18 protein-coding genes are annotated in these 18,553 nt (G+C 38.2%); 9 read left to right on the plus strand and 9 right to left on the minus strand.

The features are described from left to right. Window positions 1-196: 196 nt before the first annotated feature. Genes OVA16_RS07125 through OVA16_RS07135 form a run of 3 tightly spaced genes read left to right on the plus strand, consistent with a single transcriptional unit; the run spans window position 197 to window position 1,696 of the window. The gene (locus OVA16_RS07125; protein WP_267764490.1) at window positions 197-754 is read left to right on the plus strand and encodes a LemA family protein; all 558 of its coding nucleotides are present in this window, start codon (window positions 197-199) and stop codon (window positions 752-754) included. Next, window positions 754-1,242, plus strand: coding sequence for a hypothetical protein (locus OVA16_RS07130; RefSeq protein ID WP_267764492.1), 489 nt, complete (start codon window positions 754-756; stop codon window positions 1,240-1,242). Before OVA16_RS07125 ends, OVA16_RS07130 begins: the two co-directional genes overlap by 1 nt. Further along, a complete protein-coding gene (locus OVA16_RS07135; RefSeq protein ID WP_267764494.1) occupies window positions 1,217-1,696 on the plus strand; it encodes a DUF3137 domain-containing protein in 480 nt (159 codons plus the stop codon). Before OVA16_RS07130 ends, OVA16_RS07135 begins: the two co-directional genes overlap by 26 nt. Before the next feature lie 247 nt (window positions 1,697-1,943). Here the strand turns inward: OVA16_RS07135 and carB are convergent, their stop codons facing one another. Further along, window positions 1,944-4,841, minus strand: coding sequence for a carbamoyl-phosphate synthase large subunit (gene carB, locus OVA16_RS07140; RefSeq protein ID WP_267764495.1), 2,898 nt, complete (start codon window positions 4,839-4,841; stop codon window positions 1,944-1,946). Window positions 4,842-5,113: 272 nt separating this feature from the next. Here carB and OVA16_RS07145 point away from each other — a divergent pair, with 272 nt between their 5' ends. The 4 genes from OVA16_RS07145 to OVA16_RS07160 all read left to right on the plus strand — a co-directional run bounded on the left by OVA16_RS07145 (window position 5,114) and on the right by OVA16_RS07160 (window position 8,172). Continuing rightward, a complete protein-coding gene (locus OVA16_RS07145) occupies window positions 5,114-5,743 on the plus strand; it encodes a hypothetical protein (protein ID WP_267764496.1) in 630 nt (209 codons plus the stop codon). Further along, window positions 5,635-6,435, plus strand: a complete 801-nt coding sequence (locus OVA16_RS07150; protein WP_267764497.1) for a PQQ-dependent sugar dehydrogenase — start codon at window positions 5,635-5,637, stop codon at window positions 6,433-6,435. The genes OVA16_RS07145 and OVA16_RS07150 overlap by 109 nt, the downstream gene beginning before the upstream one ends. 590 nt (window positions 6,436-7,025) lie before the next feature. Beyond that, entirely contained in the window at window positions 7,026-7,646 is a 621-nt protein-coding gene (gene pnuC, locus OVA16_RS07155; RefSeq protein WP_267764498.1) for a nicotinamide riboside transporter PnuC, read from the plus strand. Next, window positions 7,627-8,172, plus strand: a complete 546-nt coding sequence (locus tag OVA16_RS07160; RefSeq protein WP_267764499.1) for an ATP-binding protein — start codon at window positions 7,627-7,629, stop codon at window positions 8,170-8,172. Before pnuC ends, OVA16_RS07160 begins: the two co-directional genes overlap by 20 nt. Window positions 8,173-8,528: 356 nt before the next feature. Here OVA16_RS07160 and OVA16_RS07165 read toward each other — a convergent pair whose 3' ends face one another. From OVA16_RS07165 to OVA16_RS07200, 8 genes are all read right to left on the minus strand, one after another. Continuing rightward, window positions 8,529-9,821, minus strand: a complete 1,293-nt coding sequence (locus OVA16_RS07165; protein ID WP_267764500.1) for an inorganic phosphate transporter — start codon at window positions 9,819-9,821, stop codon at window positions 8,529-8,531. A gap of 7 nt (window positions 9,822-9,828) precedes the next feature. Then, a complete protein-coding gene (locus OVA16_RS07170) occupies window positions 9,829-10,470 on the minus strand; it encodes a DUF47 domain-containing protein (RefSeq protein ID WP_267764501.1) in 642 nt (213 codons plus the stop codon). A 146-nt stretch (window positions 10,471-10,616) separates the two neighbouring features. Next, on the minus strand, window positions 10,617-11,669 hold the full coding sequence (locus OVA16_RS07175; RefSeq protein ID WP_267764503.1) for a sensor histidine kinase: 1,053 nt from the start codon (window positions 11,667-11,669) through the stop codon (window positions 10,617-10,619). A 46-nt stretch (window positions 11,670-11,715) separates the two neighbouring features. Continuing rightward, window positions 11,716-12,471, minus strand: coding sequence for a TIGR03915 family putative DNA repair protein (locus OVA16_RS07180; protein WP_267764505.1), 756 nt, complete (start codon window positions 12,469-12,471; stop codon window positions 11,716-11,718). A gap of 54 nt (window positions 12,472-12,525) precedes the next feature. Further along, window positions 12,526-13,782, minus strand: a complete 1,257-nt coding sequence (locus tag OVA16_RS07185) for a putative DNA modification/repair radical SAM protein (RefSeq protein WP_267764506.1) — start codon at window positions 13,780-13,782, stop codon at window positions 12,526-12,528. Between the two features lie 49 nt (window positions 13,783-13,831). Then, window positions 13,832-14,479, minus strand: coding sequence for an HD domain-containing protein (locus tag OVA16_RS07190; RefSeq protein ID WP_267764507.1), 648 nt, complete (start codon window positions 14,477-14,479; stop codon window positions 13,832-13,834). A 112-nt stretch (window positions 14,480-14,591) separates the two neighbouring features. Then, window positions 14,592-14,825, minus strand: coding sequence for a helix-turn-helix domain-containing protein (locus OVA16_RS07195; RefSeq protein WP_246073487.1), 234 nt, complete (start codon window positions 14,823-14,825; stop codon window positions 14,592-14,594). 103 nt (window positions 14,826-14,928) lie between these two features. Continuing rightward, the gene (locus OVA16_RS07200) at window positions 14,929-16,119 is read right to left on the minus strand and encodes a THUMP domain-containing class I SAM-dependent RNA methyltransferase (RefSeq protein ID WP_267764509.1); all 1,191 of its coding nucleotides are present in this window, start codon (window positions 16,117-16,119) and stop codon (window positions 14,929-14,931) included. A gap of 66 nt (window positions 16,120-16,185) precedes the next feature. Here OVA16_RS07200 and OVA16_RS07205 point away from each other — a divergent pair, with 66 nt between their 5' ends. Then, on the plus strand, window positions 16,186-16,560 hold the full coding sequence (locus tag OVA16_RS07205) for a DUF3127 domain-containing protein (protein ID WP_267765361.1): 375 nt from the start codon (window positions 16,186-16,188) through the stop codon (window positions 16,558-16,560). Window positions 16,561-16,711: 151 nt separating this feature from the next. Next, complete coding sequence (locus OVA16_RS07210) at window positions 16,712-18,547, plus strand: sensor histidine kinase (protein WP_267764510.1); 1,836 nt, start codon at window positions 16,712-16,714, stop codon at window positions 18,545-18,547. Window positions 18,548-18,553: the final 6 nt, after the last annotated feature.

Genomic DNA, 18,553 nt, shown 5'->3' on the forward strand with positions numbered 1-18,553 from the left:
CCGTAAAGGACTTTAATAGTTCACAATTTAGTAAGTCTGTTGCCACTCGTTGGCGGGAACGCCAACAAGAAAGCTAGGAGTGCTTAAAACCTAACTTTGTGTTTTTAGCGACTTTGTGGTTATATCAAATTACTGACGCTAACGTTCAAAAAATATCAACCAATCTCGTATATTAGAGTTTAAAAACCAACTCACTATGATTATTTTAGGAATTATCGCCATTGTTGTATTGCTAATAGGTATCGGTATTTACAACTCTCTTATCGGAAAAAAGAACCAAGTAACCAACGCCTTCTCTGCTATCGATGTGATGCTAAAAAAGCGTTACGATCTTATCCCCAATTTGGTGGAAACCATTAAGCAGTATATGACCTACGAAAGTGAAACGCTAACAAAAATTACACAAATGCGTACACAGAGAAACACTGGTAGCTTAACCGATGCAGAAAAAATACAGCTAGACCAACAACTTAATACTGCTGTAAGAGGGGTAATGGTTAACGTAGAAAACTACCCAGATTTAAAAGCAAACACCAACTTCCTAAACCTGCAAAGCACTTGGACTGAAAGCGAAGAGCAAATTGCGGCAGCTCGTAGAACTTACAACTCTGCAGTAACTACGTACAACAATGCTGTGATGATGTTTCCAAGTAGTATTTTCGCTGGTATGTTGCGCTACCAAACTATGCCAGTGCTAGAAACCCCAGCCGAAGAACGTAAAAACATTAGCGCAAAAGAATTATTCAATAGCTAATGCAGTTACATCGTCAGCCAGAAATGGTTCCAGTTTTTAATGAACTGGAGGCTTTACGACTGGAGATTGCCAAGAAACATTCGCGAGCTTATTGGAGCATGGGCATTGGTGCAGCGTGTTTGCTTGCAGGCTTTTTGTTTGGTCTCGTTGAAGTAGGCGTAGTGTTGGTTTTTATTGGCCTCATTACTGGTTTTATCATGCTTGCTTTAGTAGGAAGTAAAACCAGTGCCTACAAACTTGATTTTAAGTACAGGGTAATTGGTGCTGCGCTTAAAAATTTGGGAGACTTGCAGATCAATCCTCAATCTGGGATAAGTGAGCGAGATTTTATGGACAGTCGCTTATTCTCGCAAACGCCCGACCGCTATAAAACGGAAGACTTAGTGCATGGAAAAATTGATAAAACGCAAATCCATTTTGCTGAAGTGCATGCCGAATACAAAACAGAAACCCAGACCAAGAATGGGAAAACAAACGCATTGGCATGACATCTTTAAAGGCATTATTTTTTGTGCCGATTTCAATAAGCATTTCAATAGCATTACGGTAGTAAAGCCTAAAGGTTTCGGAGGCGCATTCGGTAAATGGTTTTCTCAAAATGTATTTGGCAACAAGAACATTGTAGAACTGGAAAATGTAGATTTCGATAAGATGTTTATTACCGAAAGTGGCGACCAAGTTGAGGCTCGTTACATTTTAACACCGTCGTTAATGGAGAAGCTATTGGATCTAAACCAATATGCCAACTCTACTATTTCAATTTCGTTTATTTGGTCTAACGTTTACATTGCTTTTCCTTTAAACCATAATTATTTTGAAGCGCCGATTTTTAAATCGTTGCTAAATGCAGATGTTTTAGAAAGGGATTTGAATATGCTGCGTTTAATGCGCCATGTGGTAGAAGAATTAGATTTGAACACTAGGATTTGGACGAAGCAGTAGTTGCCTTCAGTTCGTAACTTTGTCAATCTTAATAGGCGATATGCAGGTAAGATTGACAAAGTTTTAGCATAGTTTTTCGTTAAATAGACCTGATTGGAGCGAACATGCAGCCATATAATGGCAAGTAAAGCGTAAAGCAGGACTACCAATAAATAGTGCTACTGCATTTGCTCTTCAAAAAAATAAAAAGTCCCTTAACATTACGCTAAGGGACTTGAACTTTATTCTTTGCTCTTTTATCCTTGTTCTATTTCGACAAATACATTGATTTATCTTTCACTAATTTCAAGAAGTAAGGATCTTCCAAATCTTTGATGAAACGGATGGCTTCGCCTGTAGATTTCATTTCTGGGCCTAATTCTTTAGTGATCTCTGGGAACTTATTATGAGAGAAAACAGGTTCTTTAATTGCAAATCCTTTAAGCTTACGCTCGATGTTAAAATCTTTCAATTTATTTACGCCCAGCATTACCCTTGCCGCAATGTTAATGTAAGGCACATCGTAAGCTTTAGCGATAAATGGCACTGTACGCGAAGCACGTGGGTTAGCTTCAATTACATATACCTTCTCATCTTTAACTGCAAATTGAATGTTTAACAAACCAATTACATTTAAAGCTTTCGCAATTTTTTTCGAGTAGTTTTCCATGTCGGCAATTACCTTGTCAGATAAGCTGAACGGAGGTAAAACCGCACTTGAATCTCCAGAGTGAATACCTGCAGGCTCAATGTGCTCCATTAAACCAACAATGTGTACATCGGTTCCATCGCAAATAGAGTCAGATTCGGTTTCTTCTGCTCTGTCTAAGAAGTGGTCAATTAGTACACGATTACCTGGTAGGTCACCTAATAATTTAACTACAGCAGTTTCTAGGTCTTCGTCGTTAATTACAATGCTCATACCTTGGCCACCTAGTACATAACTAGGGCGAACCAATACCGGATAACCTACTTCGTTAGCTACTTTAATGGCTTCTTCCGCATTTTCTGCTACGCCATATTTCGGATAAGGAATATCTAGTTCTTTCAATAAATCCGAGAAGCTACCACGATCTTCGGCAATATCCATGTCCTCATAAGAAGTACCTATGATGCGGATATTGTTTTCGTGAAGTTTTTCGGCCATCTTTAAAGCAGTTTGACCACCCAATTGTACAATTACGCCATAAGGGTTTTCTAAGTCAATTATTTCGCGAACGTGCTCCCAAAATACAGGCTCGAAGTATAACTTGTTGGCCATGTTAAAGTCTGTACTTACCGTTTCTGGATTACAGTTAATCATGATGGCTTCGAAACCATTTTCTTTGGCTGCTAACAAACCGTGTACGCAAGAGTAATCGAATTCGATACCTTGACCAATACGGTTAGGACCTGAACCTAATACAATCACTTTTTTCTTGTCAGAAACAATCGATTCGTTAGTGCCTAATTCATCTCCATCAGATAAAACTTCTCCTGTTACCAAAGAAATCTGTTGCGGTGCTTCTTCAAAAGTAGAGTAGAAGTAAGGCGTTTGTGCGGCAAATTCGGCAGCACAAGTATCTACCATTTTATAAACTCTTCTAATGTTTAGCTCTTTACGGCGATTATAAACTTCGTCTTCGGTTACATTACCTAAAACGTAGGCAATTTGTATATCTGAGAAACCTTTTTGTTTTAAGTTGAAGAAGAAATCTCTAGGAATATTATTTAGTGAATAGCGTTTCAACTCTGTTTCTAGCGCTACTAAATCTTGTATTTGGTTTAAGAACCACTTATCAATTCTAGTTACCTTACGGATAGATTCTAGTGGTACACCCATGCTCATGGCATCTTTGATTAAGAACAAACGGTTCCAGCTTGGGTGCTGTAAGCCATGCATAATTTCTTCGATGTCACGTTTTTGGCGACCATCGGCACCAATGCCGGCACGTCCAATCTCTAAACTCTGACAAGCCTTTTGCAATGCCTCGATAAAATTACGACCAATGGCCATTACCTCGCCTACAGCTTTCATCTGTAAACCAAGCTCCATGTTAGCGCCTTTAAATTTATCGAAGTTAAAACGAGGAATTTTTACAATTACGTAATCTAAAGTAGGCTCAAAGTAGGCCGAAGTAGTTTTTGTAATTTGATTTTCAATTTCATCTAAGTTGTAGCCGATAGCCAATTTAGCTGCAATTTTAGCAATTGGGTAGCCAGTTGCCTTACTTGCCAAGGCCGATGAACGAGATACACGTGGGTTAATCTCGATAGCGATAATTTCATCATTATCAGGATTTACCGAAAACTGTACGTTACAACCACCTGCGAAATTACCAATAGCACGCATCATTTTGATGGCTTGGTTACGCATTTCTTGGTAGCAACGGTCTGATAAAGTCATTGCAGGGGCAACTGTAATCGAGTCTCCGGTATGGATACCCATTGGATCAAAGTTCTCGATAGAACAGATGATGATTACGTTGTCGTTGCTATCTCTCAATAGCTCTAATTCATATTCTTTCCAGCCTAAAACTGCTTGCTCTACCAAAACCTCGTGGGTTGGCGAAGCTTCTAAACCGCGTTTAAGTGCTGCGTCAAAATCTTCTTTTTTGTGTACAAAGCCACCACCGTAACCACCTAAGGTGTAAGATGGGCGAATTACCAACGGGAAGCCAATTTCTTGCGCTGCTTCTTTACCTTCTAGGAAAGAGTTGGCAATTTTAGATGTAGCTACACCAACGCCTATATCAACCATTAACTGGCGGAAAGATTCTCTGTTTTCAGTTTTGTCAATCGCAGCAACATCAACACCGATAATTCTAACGTTGTGTTTTTTCCACAAACCTCTTTCATCAGCATCAACACAAAGGTTAAGTGCTGTTTGGCCACCCATGGTAGGTAAAACCGCATCAATAGTAGGTAAGTTGGGGTTGTTTTTGTGTTCAACTAAAATTTCTTCAATCGATTCGAGTGTTAGAGGTTTTAAATAAACATGGTCACCAATAACCTTGTCGGTCATAATGGTAGCCGGATTGGAGTTGATGATCGAAACCTTAACTCCTTCTTCTTTTAAAGAAAGTGCGGCTTGAGAACCAGAGTAGTCAAATTCGCAGGCTTGTCCAATAATAATAGGTCCAGATCCGATGATCAATACTGAATTGATGGAAGTGTCTTTAGGCATTGTGGGTTTTTAAAAAAGTCTAAAGTGATAGTCTAACTGACCGATAGCTGGGAGAGTTCCTCTTGCTATAAAATGAAATTCCCAACTGCTCTGTCGGGATGCAAAGATACAATTTGCTACTCAATTTTCGGGCTATTATTTTAAAAAATATTGAGGGTTTTTGAGTAACGATTATTTTGGCAAATACGGAAAGAATTTAGATGCAATATTAGGCTCGAAACAACTTGTCGTTGTAACTGTTTAAATAAGCAGTATTTACTAAATAAAGAATAATGATGAAAACAAAATACTTAGGATTGCTGGGCGTGGCTGCTTCGCTTTTCGCAGCGTGTAATAGTGCTAACAAATCGGATAAAACCGCTGATACCGTTCATGCCACAACAGATGTAGACACTTTAAATCTACCATCGCCAGATACCACCGCATCTAAAAATAACTTCAGTAAGGTGATCGATTGGCCGGCGAATAAAATGCCAGTAGCACCAGAAGGTTTCGTGGTCAGCAAATTTGCTGATGGAATGAAAAGCCCACGAAATATCGTCATTGCGCCAAATGGAGATATATTGGTAGCGCTTTCTAATTCGGAGCGTAGCACGAAGGAAAAGATTGCCAACGCTATTTCTGGTAAAGCAAAATCTGAAGTTGGAGGAAAGAGTGTGAACACCATTATGTTATTTAGAGATAGCAATAAAGATGGTAAGCCAGAGCTTACTACTTTTTTATCTGATTTAAACCAGCCTTACGGAATGGCTTTTATTGGTAATTCATTTTATGTAGCTAATACCGATGGTTTGTGGATGTTCCCTTACAAAACAGGAGATACAAAAATTACTGGAGAAGGCAAGAAGATTGTAAGCTTGCTACAGGTGGCTACAATAATCACTGGACTAGAAACTTACTAGTAAGCAAAGCGAAAGATAAAATTTACATTTCTGTAGGTTCGGGCAGTAATGTTGGCGAAAATGGTATGGAGCACGAAGTGAGAAGAGCAGCAATTTTGGAGGTAAATCCAGATGGCACTGGAGAAAAAATATTTGCCAGTGGTTTGCGTAACCCGGTTGGCATGGATTGGGCGCCAACAACCAATATGTTATGGACTGCCGTAAACGAACGTGATGGTTTAGGCGATGATTTAGTGCCAGACTATATCACTAGCGTTAAAGATGGCGGTTTTTATGGTTGGCCTTATGCCTATTTTGGTCAACACAAAGATCCGAGATTAAAGGGTGTAAATCCAGAATTGGTAAAGAAGACTTTAGTGCCAGACGTAGCGCTCGGCGCTCACACGGCTTCACTTGGCTTGGCATTCTACACCGACAATAAATTCCCAGCTAAATACCAGGGCGGAGCTTTTATTGGTCAACACGGCTCATGGAATAGATCGCAATTGGCTGGATATAAAGTTGCATTTGTTTCTTTTAAAGATGGTAGGCCAACAGGCACAATGCAAGATTTTTTAACAGGCTTTGTTGCCGATGCTTCAAAAAGTGAAGTTTATGGCCGACCTGTAGGAGTAGCTGTAGCCAATGATGGTGCTTTGCTAGTGGCAGATGATGTAAGTGGCGTGATTTGGCGTGTTTTTACAAGTAAATAAAATATAACTGTTTGATTTTAAGTTGCTTTAGTGTTGTCTGCTTTTTTGTACACTGTCTGTTTTATAGGGCTTTTACAAAGGCTCGCTAAGTGTCATTTTTACACACTTAAAATGACACACTTGAATAATGGCGAAAAAAAGCAATACGCTTTGTAACATTAAGCTTGATATTATAGCGACAAAGGTCATGTTTTCGTCATGAAAAAGGTGTTTCGAAATTATTGGCAGCAATGTTGTAATAAAGCAAAACAATTGAAGTTAATTAGATGTTGTTGTTACAGATTGGATGATTGATACAACGATTAAATTGATCTAAAGCATCCTCGCAAGAGGGTATTCTTCATAAATAGTTTGTTTGGTTTATTTTCCGGTAGGGGTTGTTCCCTACCGGAATTCTTTTTTATAGGCCTTTTGGTTAGCTACACGTGCCAGAGGTTTGTGCTAGATATATATCTTAATTTTAACAACATCAAAGCGTAAAGGATAAGAACATGATATAATCAGTGATATTTTATAACTTTTGATAATTTTGAAAAATTAAATCTGTGCATCTGTGGCTAAAAAATAATCAGACGGTTTATATTTGATTAATGTTTATACTCGAAGCCGACATTTGGCAGCAATTTATCCAACAACTTCAGCAAACTTCTTGGTTAGAATGGTTGGGCTTTGTGAGTACCATCGCATGTATTTATTTAGCTGCAAAAGAAAATATCCTAAACTGGCCAATATCTATCATAAGTATTGTAATTAGTGCGGTCTTATATTTTCAAAGCCATTTGTTTGGAGATTTCGCATTGCAGTTTTACTTTCTTTTTACTGCATTTTATGGTTGGTGGTTTTGGATAAAAAAGAAAAAGGAAGTGGCAAAGCCTATTGTAAGTATAAAAGCAATACATTGGCTAACAATTATGGCAGCTGTTTTAGTGTTTACCGGAGTTTTGGGTTATTTGCTAGATCAGTATACGCCAACCAATGTACCCTACGAAGATGGTTTTTGTACCGCCGTAAGTTTGGTGGCGCAAATTATGCTAACTAGAAAAATATTAGAAAATTGGATTTTATGGATTATCGTAGACATCTGCTATGTGCCATTGTTAATATACAAGAACTTAAATGTTTATGCGATGCTATATACAATTTTAGTTATCATTGCTCTAAAAGGACATTTGGATTGGAAAAAAACTTATCGTGAACAAGCGCATTATTAAAAAAATAGCTATCGTTGGTCCAGAGAGCACAGGAAAGTCTACCATGGCTACAGCTTTGGCTAAATATTACCAAGTGCCATGGGTGCCCGAGTATGCCAGGTACTATTGTGAGAAGTTAACCGAACCCTGTACTTTGCAAGATGAGGTTAATATGTTTCACGGGCAATATGCTTTAGAACAGTCTGTATTGGCAATGGCCGAAACAGATTTTATTATCTGTGATACTACTTTTCTAACTGTAAAAATTTGGAGTGATGCTTTTTTTGGAGAAACACCGCAAATTGTGTTAGATGCGCTACAAATAAACTCCTATGATTTTTATGTGTTATTGGATATCGATCTGCCTTGGCAGGATGATCCTTTGAGAGATTTTCCCAACCAACGCGAGCATTTTATGGAAGTGTGGCACAAAGAACTTAAAGCGCTTGGTGCAAATTATAAAGTAGTTGCTGGGATAGGGGAAGAGCGGTTTAAAAATGCAGTAGAAGTAATCGATGATTTTTTGTTAACTGAGTTCGATAATTAAAATGTGATTGGCTGTTATTTAAACGGTGTATTACGATTTTTAACCACCCCTCCTTTTAGGCGCCTCTCCAAAGGAGGGGAATGTAGGCCGCAATTCCCCTCTTTCAGAGGGGTGGTCGAAGACCGGGGTGTTGTAGGGCGATAAATATTAATCGAAATTTCAAGTTATTAAGTGCTGGTTAGTGGTCTTCAGCATTTCGAAGTTGATAGTGTTGATATTTAGTTGCCACTAATTTTTAATGAAGGGGCATTTGATGATAGGGATAAAACTTAAAATAACTCATAATTCACGTTATATTGCATACAAAAAAGGCAGCCCAAAAATGAACTGCCTTTTTCTGTTTTATTAAATCTTCTTTAAATAAAGAAAGCTAAAATGTAATATAATATCGCTGCCAAAGCTGCCGAAACAGGAATGGTTAAAACCCAAGCCCATATCAATTTAACGGTTACTCCCCATTTTACGGCAGAAGTTCCTTTTGTTAAGCCCGAGCCAATAATAGATCCTGTGATGGTGTGCGTTGTACTTACCGGAATTTTTAGGTGTTCGGTAAAGTAAAGTGTTAGAGCACCCGCTGTTTCTGCGGTTACGCCTTCAAATGGGGTTACTTTTGTAATTTTTGAACCCATTGTTTTAACAATTTTCCAACCACCACTTAAAGTTCCAACAGATATTGCGGTATAACAAGCCAATGGGATCCAAGGTGGCATGTGGGCCGCTATTTCGTTACCGTTAGCATCTTTTCCGGGCAGTACTACGTGTAGCCATTCTGGCATACTATCCATAGTAACCCCACTTTGGTGTACATAAACTAAAACTGCAGCAGCAATAATTCCCATTACTTTTTGCGAGTCGTTACCGCCGTGGCCTAAACTGAATGCAGCAGAAGATAATAGCTGCATTTTTCTAAGCCATTTGGTAGATTGATGATGGCTTAAGAAACTAAAAATCAAGCAAAAAGAGCTGATAGTTAATACGATAAAAGCAACTAAGAACCATTTGATGTTGTGCGATTCGAAAACGACGCTCCAAAACTCCGACTCGAAACGAGGCTTTAGAATTTTATCATAAGGAATCATTTGATAGTACACAAAAACAATAGTAGCAATCATCAGCGAAAGCGTAAATACCTTTGGCCAAATGCTCTTCTTTGCAGAGTGTAGCAACCAAATAGAAATAAAATAGGATACAATTGCTCCAATAAGCGGTGCAAGTACAATAAAGCCAACAATTACCAAAACACCTGTTGGCATTTCGCCAGCTTTCCCTTCTTTGTACCAGTTTACCACATCTAAGCCTGCATGTGCTATTGCTGCCCCTGCAAAACCACCAATTAAGGTATGCGAAGAACTGGAAGGGATACCGAACCACCAGGTTAATAAGTTCCATATAATAGCCGCTATTACGCCCGCTAAAATAACTGTAAGGTTAATTTCCATGGTGTTTGCTGTTTTGGCAACAGTATCGGCAACGCCGAAACCAAACACCCAATAGGCTAAAAAGTTAAAAAATGCAGCCCATACCACAGCTTGGAAAGGTGTAAGTACCTTTGTGGCCACAATGGTTGCAATTGCGTTAGCTGCATCATGAAAACCGTTGATGTAATCAAAGATCAGCGCTAAAACAATGATGATTAAGAGTATGGTCATAATGATCTTATGCGTTTTTAACCAAGATAGATTCTAGCACATTTGCTGCATCTTCACATTTATCAGTTGCAATTTCTAGCGTTTGTAACACCTCTTTTTGCTTAATTAATTCTATTGCGTTAGTTTCAAATTCGAACAAACGGGCAATAGCCAAGTTACAAGTGTAGTCCGCTTGGTTTTCTGCGCTGTTAATTCTCACGCAAGCATCAGCAATTACTCTAATGTTTTTAAAGCTTCTTAGTTCTTTAATTGCTTTTTCAAGGTCGGTACACATTTCTACAAGTAGCTCTGCTAATTTTACCATTGGCTCGCCAATATTGGTTACATTGTAAAGCTCAATGTTTCCTGCCGATGCATGGATATAATCCGCAATATCATCAATAGCGCTAGCTAGCGAGTGGATGTCTTCCCTATCAAATGGAGTGATAAAGTTTTTGCTTAATTCGATAAAGATGGTGTGAGTAATGTCATCGCCAACGTGTTCAAGGCGTTCTACCTCTTTAATGGCTTCTTTTCTTTTTTCGATATCGTCAGTAGTTACTACTATTAAAAGTGCCTCTGCAATTTTCCTAACGTTACTTCCTGCTTGCTCAAACAGTGGTTGAAATTTTTTGTCTTTAGGTGTAAAGAAGCTAAATATATTGCTCATACTCGTATTTAAATATGATGCAAAAGTAAAGTCGCAATGTTAAGTTAATGTTAACTTTTGCCACAATTTTATTTGATTGTTAACGGTTTAGCTATGTTAGCGAAATGAAATGCACTCTATTGCGCTAAAAGGGCTAAGTTTAGTCTTTATTTTTTACCGTAGTTTAACAAAGGTTCGTGGTTTTTTTGAAGCGTGAAGGCAAATGTAGTTCCAATATTTGGTGTGCTACGTACAGAAATGGTTTGTTGGTGCGCTTCTAAAATGTGTTTTACAATAGCTAGGCCCAAGCCTGTTCCGCCTTCTTTTCTAGAGCGATGCGAGTTCATTCTGTAAAATCGCTCAAATAAACGAGGTAAATGTTTTTCTTCAATGCCCATGCCATCATCAGTAACTTCGATAAGGTATTGGTCGTGCAGCTCAAATATTTTAACCGAGGTAGAACCGTTTTCTTTACCATATTTGATAGAGTTTTGAATGAGGTTCATCAGCACTTGTCTAATTTTTTCCCTATCTGCGTACACTATTGTTGGCGCCGTATATTTTTCCTTAAAAATCAGTTTTGTTTGTGTAGTTAAGGCCTTATCTTCCAATATATCGAGCACCTCTTTAATTAAGGGTACAATATCAAATCTTATGTAGTTAATGGGTATTTCGCCAGTTTCTAATTTCGAAATCGAATCTAAATCAGTAATGAGGTAACTTAAACGTTCGATATTGTTTTCTGCTTTTTTTAAGAATTTAACCGCCATTTCTGGGTCGTCTAGCAAGCAATCTTGTAGGGTTTCAATATATCCTTGTATGGCGAAAAGAGGTGTTTTAAATTCGTGAGATACGTTCGAAAGAAATTCTCTCCTAAACTGTTCTTGTTTTTTTAACAGTTCAATTTCTTTTTTCTTAGCGCCGGCCCATTCTTCTACTTCTTGTTGTACGTCGTTAATGGGGTCTGCACTTACATATTCGCCAAGTGCTTCCTTTAAATCTTTGCCGAGTTTTAGGTTGTGTATTTGCTTATAAATGAGCTTAATTTTGCTATAGATGTATTTTTCTAGTAAATAATAAAATACCAAGAAACTGGTGCCAAATGAAATTCCGAAAGATATCAATAAATAATACCAACTGCCCTGAAAGTGGTAGTTTACCAAGCCAATAGAAAGCCCAACAGCCAAAGCCGTAAATAAAACCAATACGCTAAATTTCATATTGCTAAATTACATCTATTAGGTTAAGATAATGTTAATTGCTTGCCTATAATTTTTCGGTTAAGTATTTCCAATAGCGTTTAGGTACATGTTGGGTATGTAGTTTAGTGTTTTTACGGGCTACAATATTGGTACTTTTAAAATAGTCTTTCCATAAATCGGCGTATAAAGCTTCTTGCTCATCTAACAGGTGTTGGTTAGCTTTTTTTAATAAATTTAGGTCTATATCCATTTTAATTTCTTCTACTGTTTGCAGGTCGTAATAGATACCGTAATGCCTTTTAATGTCATAGATGATCCATGTTTGGTCGGCATAACGATTTTTAAAATGGTTAACCAGTAGCGGGATAACATTGAAATCTGGATCGATGCCGGAATAAAACATTCCCTCGGCCGTTTTTTGAAAGCGGATGAATGCTTCCATTCTATGTTTTTCGCGTTCTACCTTTCTGGCTGTTTGCGTAATATTTAATACCTGTGCATTGCCGTAATTTTTTTCGGCACCCGCCTGATGCTGAAAGATGTAACAGCAGAAACCAAAAATTTCTTGGTGCATTTGGTCTATTTCTGAGAGGTAAGTACAATATATCTTCCTCATCCAGTCTCTATCTAGTCGCTTTGCCAAGCCATTCCACACCCTGTCAGCCTTGGTTCTATCTGTTAAAACCTCAAAAGCGGTCGTAAACGCATCTGGCTGATACCTGCTTTTCGGCATAACGCTAACTATTCCCGGTTTCCTTTCAAACCATTCGAAAACTGCGGTTAGTAAACCTTCTAAACTTCCATCGAAAATGTAAATCATGATTTATTCGTCTATGTAGAGACGCACAATTGTGCGTCTCTACAGTGGGCAGGTCTAAAACAACAACATTTGATTGTTAGGTGTTTTCAGGTATTTGCTCTGGCTTTCTGCTAAAATAAATCCTTTAATTTGGTGGCTCTGAAAATCCTTTAACTGGTATGGCGTATCTGCGCACGTAATAAAATGTTTCGCTCTATTGTAAGCAATCCCAATTTTTTTTAGCTGATGAATGTAGAGTTTGCCGAATTTGCGAGCCTGTACAATTTTTTGTGCGGAACCTACGCCAATACCCGGTACACGTAAAATCATTTGGTAGTCTGCCGTGTTAATATCGATAGGAAAGAGGTGCATGTTTCTTAACGCCCAGCTCAATTTTGGGTCAATATCGGTATCTAAATGAGGATTGGCATCATTCAGTAATTCGCGAACATCAAAGCCATAAAAGCGCATTAACCAATCGGTTTGGTAAAGCCGGTTTTCTCGCAACAGTGGCGGTTGTGTGCCCAAAACTGGCATTCTACTATCGTTACTAATAGGAATGTAGCCCGAATAATAAACTCGCTTTAGCGAAAAGCTACGGTAGAAATTTGCAGCGGTGTACATAATTTCTTTATCGGTTTCGGGCGTGGCGCCAATAACCATTTGCGTGCTCTGGCCAGCAGGAACAAACTTGGGTACACTTTTAATCAGTTTTTTTTCTTCTTTAAATTGGATGATTTGATTTTTTACAAAACCTAATGGTTTAATCACATCTTCGTGGCTTTTTTCTGGAGCTAAAAGTTTCAAGCCAGTTTCCGTTGGCATCTCTAAGTTGATGCTCATCCTGTCTGCGTATAGCCCGGCTTCGGTAATCAGCTCGTCGCTTGCACCAGGAATGGTTTTTAAGTGAATGTATCCATTGTAGTTTTCTTCGAGCCTCAATTTTTTTACCACACGAAGTAATCTTTCCATGGTAAAATCGGCATTTTTGAAGATGCCCGAGCTTAAAAAAAGCCCTTCTATATAGTTTCTACGGTAGAAATTCATGGTTAGCTCTACCACTTCATCTACAGTAAAAGCGGCACGTTCTATGTCATTGCTTCTGCGAGAAACACAATAAGCACAATCAAAGATACAATGATTGGTAAGAAGAATTTTAAGTAAAGAAACACACCTTCCGTCTTCTGTATAAGTATGGCAAATACCAGATTTGTGCCCATTTCCTACACCTTTGTTAGTGTTTTTTCTGTCGCTACCGCTCGATGAGCACGAAACATCATACTTTGCCGCATCGGCCAATATGTTTAACTTTTCTCTTAATCTTTCAGACATATCAAACTATTTTACTAACAAATATAGTAAAATAGCTAATATTTTTAGTTTATTTTTTACCTTCCCATTCTGCGTAAAACTGATCGAGATACGAAAGCATAAAATCATGCCGCTGTTTGGCCATGTTTTTCCCAGTTTCGGTTTTCATCAAATCTTTTAGCAACAATAGCTTTTCGTAAAAATGGTTAATGGTAGGAGCGGTGGTATTTTTATACTCTTCTTTGGTCATTTTTAAATTAGGTTTGATAGCTGGGTCATACAAAACCCTATTCTTGAAACCTCCGTAGGTAAATGCTCTGGCAATGCCAATAGCGCCAATGGCATCTAGCCTATCAGCGTCTTGTACTACATCCAATTCTTTTGAAGTGTAATTGATTTGGCCAAAACTTGCCTTAAACGATAGGTTTTTAATAATCAGTTTTACTTCGTTAATTATTTGTGGTTGCACGCCTATATTCTCTAAAAAATCTCCAGCTTTTTGTGGTCCAATTTCTTCGTCTCCACCGTTAAATTTACTATCTGCAATATCATGCAGCAATGCAGCTAAGGCTACAACTAACGCATCTGCTTTTTCAGTTTCGTTAATGTGTTGTGCAGTTTTATACACTCTTTCTATATGGAACCAATCATGTCCTGCTTCTGCATTTTTTAGAACGGTTTTAACAAAGGTTATGGTTTGATCAATGATGTTTTGCATGGAGCAAAGGTATAACGTAAATTGCGGCAATTAAAGTAATTGTGGCGTTTGCGCAAAATAAAAAAGCCCGACGGTCTGGTCGGGCTTGGTGTGCTATGCTTACTTGTTGTTGCTAGTTTCTTTTTGAAGCCAGTAGTTCATAGGTGTCTACATCAAGTAGCTTAGCGATGTGGAAAAGCCTGTCTAGCGTAATTTTACTATAGCCTAACTCAATTTTGCTGTAAGCATTTTGAGAAATGCCAATTTTGGTAGCTAGATACTCTTGCGAAAAATTTTTGAATTCGCGTACTTTTCTAATTCTTAAGGCGATGCGTTGCATCTCTTTTCTGTAAGTTTCGTTCATCATGTAGGTAGTTAAGTGTATTTGAAGCTATACAAATATTTTGCCAACCACAACACGTGTGAGTAAAACTTTTAAGATTACGATATATTTCTTACAACTTTTTTAGCTATTGTTTGTTTGGACGTTCATTTTCTGGTCTTCTACTGCCATCATATAGCTCATATTCTAACATTCTGCAATCGAGTTTCCCGTTGTAAAATTCTATCTTTTTATCGGCTTTAAGCCCTATTTTCTTTGCTAAATCGGGGTTTCCGGTAAAAATATATCCATAATAGCCCTTACATTTGGTTTTCATAAAATCGCCCATGCGCTTGTAGGTCAATTCTAGTTTGCTGTGTGTACCCAATCTTTCCCCATATTCGGGATTAAATACCACAACGCCTTTCCCACCTTCGGGCACATGCGTATCTGCAAAGTCGCAAACCTCAAATTGTATGAGTTGGTCAACCCCTGCGGTTTTAGCATTTTTTCTACTAACCTCAACTGCATCTTCAGAAATATCGGTAGCTATAATCTGTAAGTCTATGTTTTTAATTACCTGATCTTTTAAAATCCTGCGTTCGGCAAAAAAAACTTCTTCATCATAGCCTATAATGTGCATAAAGCCGTAATTCATGCGGTATAAGCCTGGCCTACGGTTGGTTGCAAGTAAAGCTGCTTCTATGGCCAAGGTTCCAGAGCCGCACATTGGGTTTACAAATGGAGATTTTTGGTCCCATTTGGTAGCTAAAACTGTGCTTGCAGCTAAGGCTTCTAGCATTGGCGCTTTGCCAGGTATTTTTCTGTACCCGTGTTTGCTCAATGTTTCGCCGCTAGTATCTATGAAAACATCAGCATCGCTATCTTTCCAATATAAATGTACTACGGCCTTATTGGCGTCGGAGCCAGTATTTGGGCGAATGCCTTTTTTATCTTTAATTCTATCTACAATGGCATCTTTAACCTTTAAATTAGCAAATAAGGGGGTAGTGATAAATGCATTATCTACATTAGAGGTAACGGAGAAATAACCAGAGAAATCTAGTAATTCTTCCCACTCCATGGCTACTAAGGCTGTGTAAAGCTCTTCTGGATTTTTAGCAGTAAAGCTTTTTAAGCTATATAAAATTTGACTTGCACAACGCAAGTTTAGGTTAAGCTTGATACACTCGTTAAGGGTAATGTTTAGCTCAACCCCGGTAGAGAAACTTCTTATTATGGTATAGCCTAGTTCTTCTACTTCTGCTTGTAGGTAGGTTGATAGCCTTTTATTACAGGTAATGATTACCTTACTCTTGGTGTGGAAAACTTGTGTCATATCATTTGCGAAGTTATCAATAAAAATATAGAGATTTGGGTGGAAGAGAAATATTATAGTACAGCTATGGAAATTAAAGGTAAGGTGCACGAAATTGGTGCAGTACAACAAGTGAGTGAAACGTTCAAAAAACGTGATTTGATAGTAGAATATGCAGAAAACCCAACCTATCCAGAATACATTAGGTTTGAGGCGTTACAAGATAAAACCGCTTTGTTGGATAGCTTAAAGGCTGGCGACGAGATTGAGGTTTCGTTTAACTTGCGTGGTCGCCCGTGGACAAATAAGGAAGGGGTAACCTCATATTTTAACAGTTTGGTGGTATGGCGTGTTACTGCTTTGGCTAATGCAGCAGGAGCAGCACCAGCAGCTGCACCGCAATATGCAGCACCTGCAGATGTAAGCACCGCCGCTGGCGAAGATGACGATTTGCCGTTTTAATAAGCTCTCTAACATCGCTTTTTAAGAAAACACTTTATAATTTGATGAGCCTCGATTTAAAATCGGGGCTTTTTTGCGTTTAGTTACTGTTAAAAATTGTTAAAGCATAGCTGCTTTCGGGTTTATCTTCGCTATTTTTGAAATAGTTGCGATGAAAAAGAAGAGCCTTTGGATAATTACCGCCTTAATGACCTTTGCGTTGTTGGGGGTTTTTGTGATGCAGATGTATTACATTAGGGAGTCGTACAACCTAAAATCTCAGTTGTTCGAACAGAATGTAAACCAAGCGCTAGTTGCCGTTGTTAATAAAATACAGAAACAGAATGTTATTCATCGTATTAACCAAAAAGACAATGAGTTCAAGGAATTAGAGGTTAGCAACATACGAAGTAAAACAGACAGTATTGTATCATTCAAGGTAAAGTTCAAAGAAAACGAAATTCAACGAAAGCTAAAGCAGCAGCAGCAGATTTTAGCTTATTTAAATTTCCAAGATAGTATTATTAATGCCAATTATCTTCAGCCTCAAATTATTAGCGAAGAAGATTATGCCATCTTATCCAACCCCAAACCTAATGAAAGCACACTCACATTTAACATTAACGAGTTAAGAACGCCAGATGGTAAGGTGGTAAGTCGGAGGCTATCCTCTAATTATTCCCGTAAGCGCCCAGTAATTAGGCTAAACCAATTGCCAGATACCATTATATATTTGGCATTTAGCCCTACAGATCTTAGGCCTCAATTTATCACATTGCCATCTGTAGACGCAGATTTGAAAGTGAGATTTAAAATGGAGGATGCCAAGGCGGAGCATAAGTACAAAATTGAGCTTGAGCGATTGTACGCAGATACCGTTAATTTATTCGCTAACGGCAGAAATGTGATGCTTTTGCGGGATGTGGCCAAAGAGATGGCTAATAAAAACGTGCCCCTTGAAGATAGGATGCCTAGTCAAGAAATTGTAGATACATTAATTAAGGCAGAACTGCTGAGTAAGAATATTGATTTAGATTATAATTATTGGGTAACGCCATCAAGAAATACGGGCAAGGTTATTTACCAGAACGCATCTTTGCCAACAGGCGATGTAATGCCTAAAAACACCTTTAGCAAAGTTATTTTTGGCAACGATTTGCTTACCAAAGATCCGGGAATGCTGTATGTGAGTTTCCCCAACAAAAATTCGTTGATATTTAATAACATGTTTGTAACCTTGGCGTCTTCTGTAGGCTTGTTATTGGTACTCATCTCTATTTTTGCTTATACCATTTATGCCATCATCCGCCAGAAAAAACTTTCGGAGATGAAAACAGATTTTATCAACAACATGACGCATGAGTTTAAAACTCCTGTAGCTACCATCATGATTGCTAGCGAAGCCCTAAAAGATCCTGATTTAACACCAGATAAGGCAAGGGTTAACCGTTTGGCCGGCATTATTTACGATGAGAATGTGCGTTTAGGTAATCACATTGAAAGGGTGTTGAACGTGGCCAAACTAGATAACAAAGAACTTAAGCTAGAGCGCAACCCAGTAGCCATTAATGATTTGATTGCGTTAGTGGTAGATAGCATGAGCCTACAACTACAAAAGAAAGATACCGCATTGATTTTAGCATTAGATGCTAATCCGGATGTGGTTATTGGCGATGAACTGCATCTTTCGAATATGATTTACAATTTGATTGATAACGCAAATAAATACAGTCCAGAAAACCCTAAAATAACCATAAAAACCAAAACCTTGGGCAGAGAGATTTGTATAGAAGTGAGCGATGAAGGAATTGGAATGAGTAAGGAGCAGAGCAAAAGAATATTTGATCAGTTTTACAGGGTACCTACAGGAAATTTACACGACGTGAAAGGTTTTGGCCTAGGTTTAAGCTATGTAAACGACATTATTAAACAGATGAACGGTACCATTAAGGTGCAAAGCGAGAAAGATAAAGGAACCACATTTGTAATACATTTACCATTAAATTAAGCAAAC

Source organism: Pedobacter sp. SL55, assembly GCF_026625705.1.
In the GTDB taxonomy this organism is placed as follows: Bacteria; Bacteroidota; Bacteroidia; order Sphingobacteriales; family Sphingobacteriaceae; genus Pedobacter.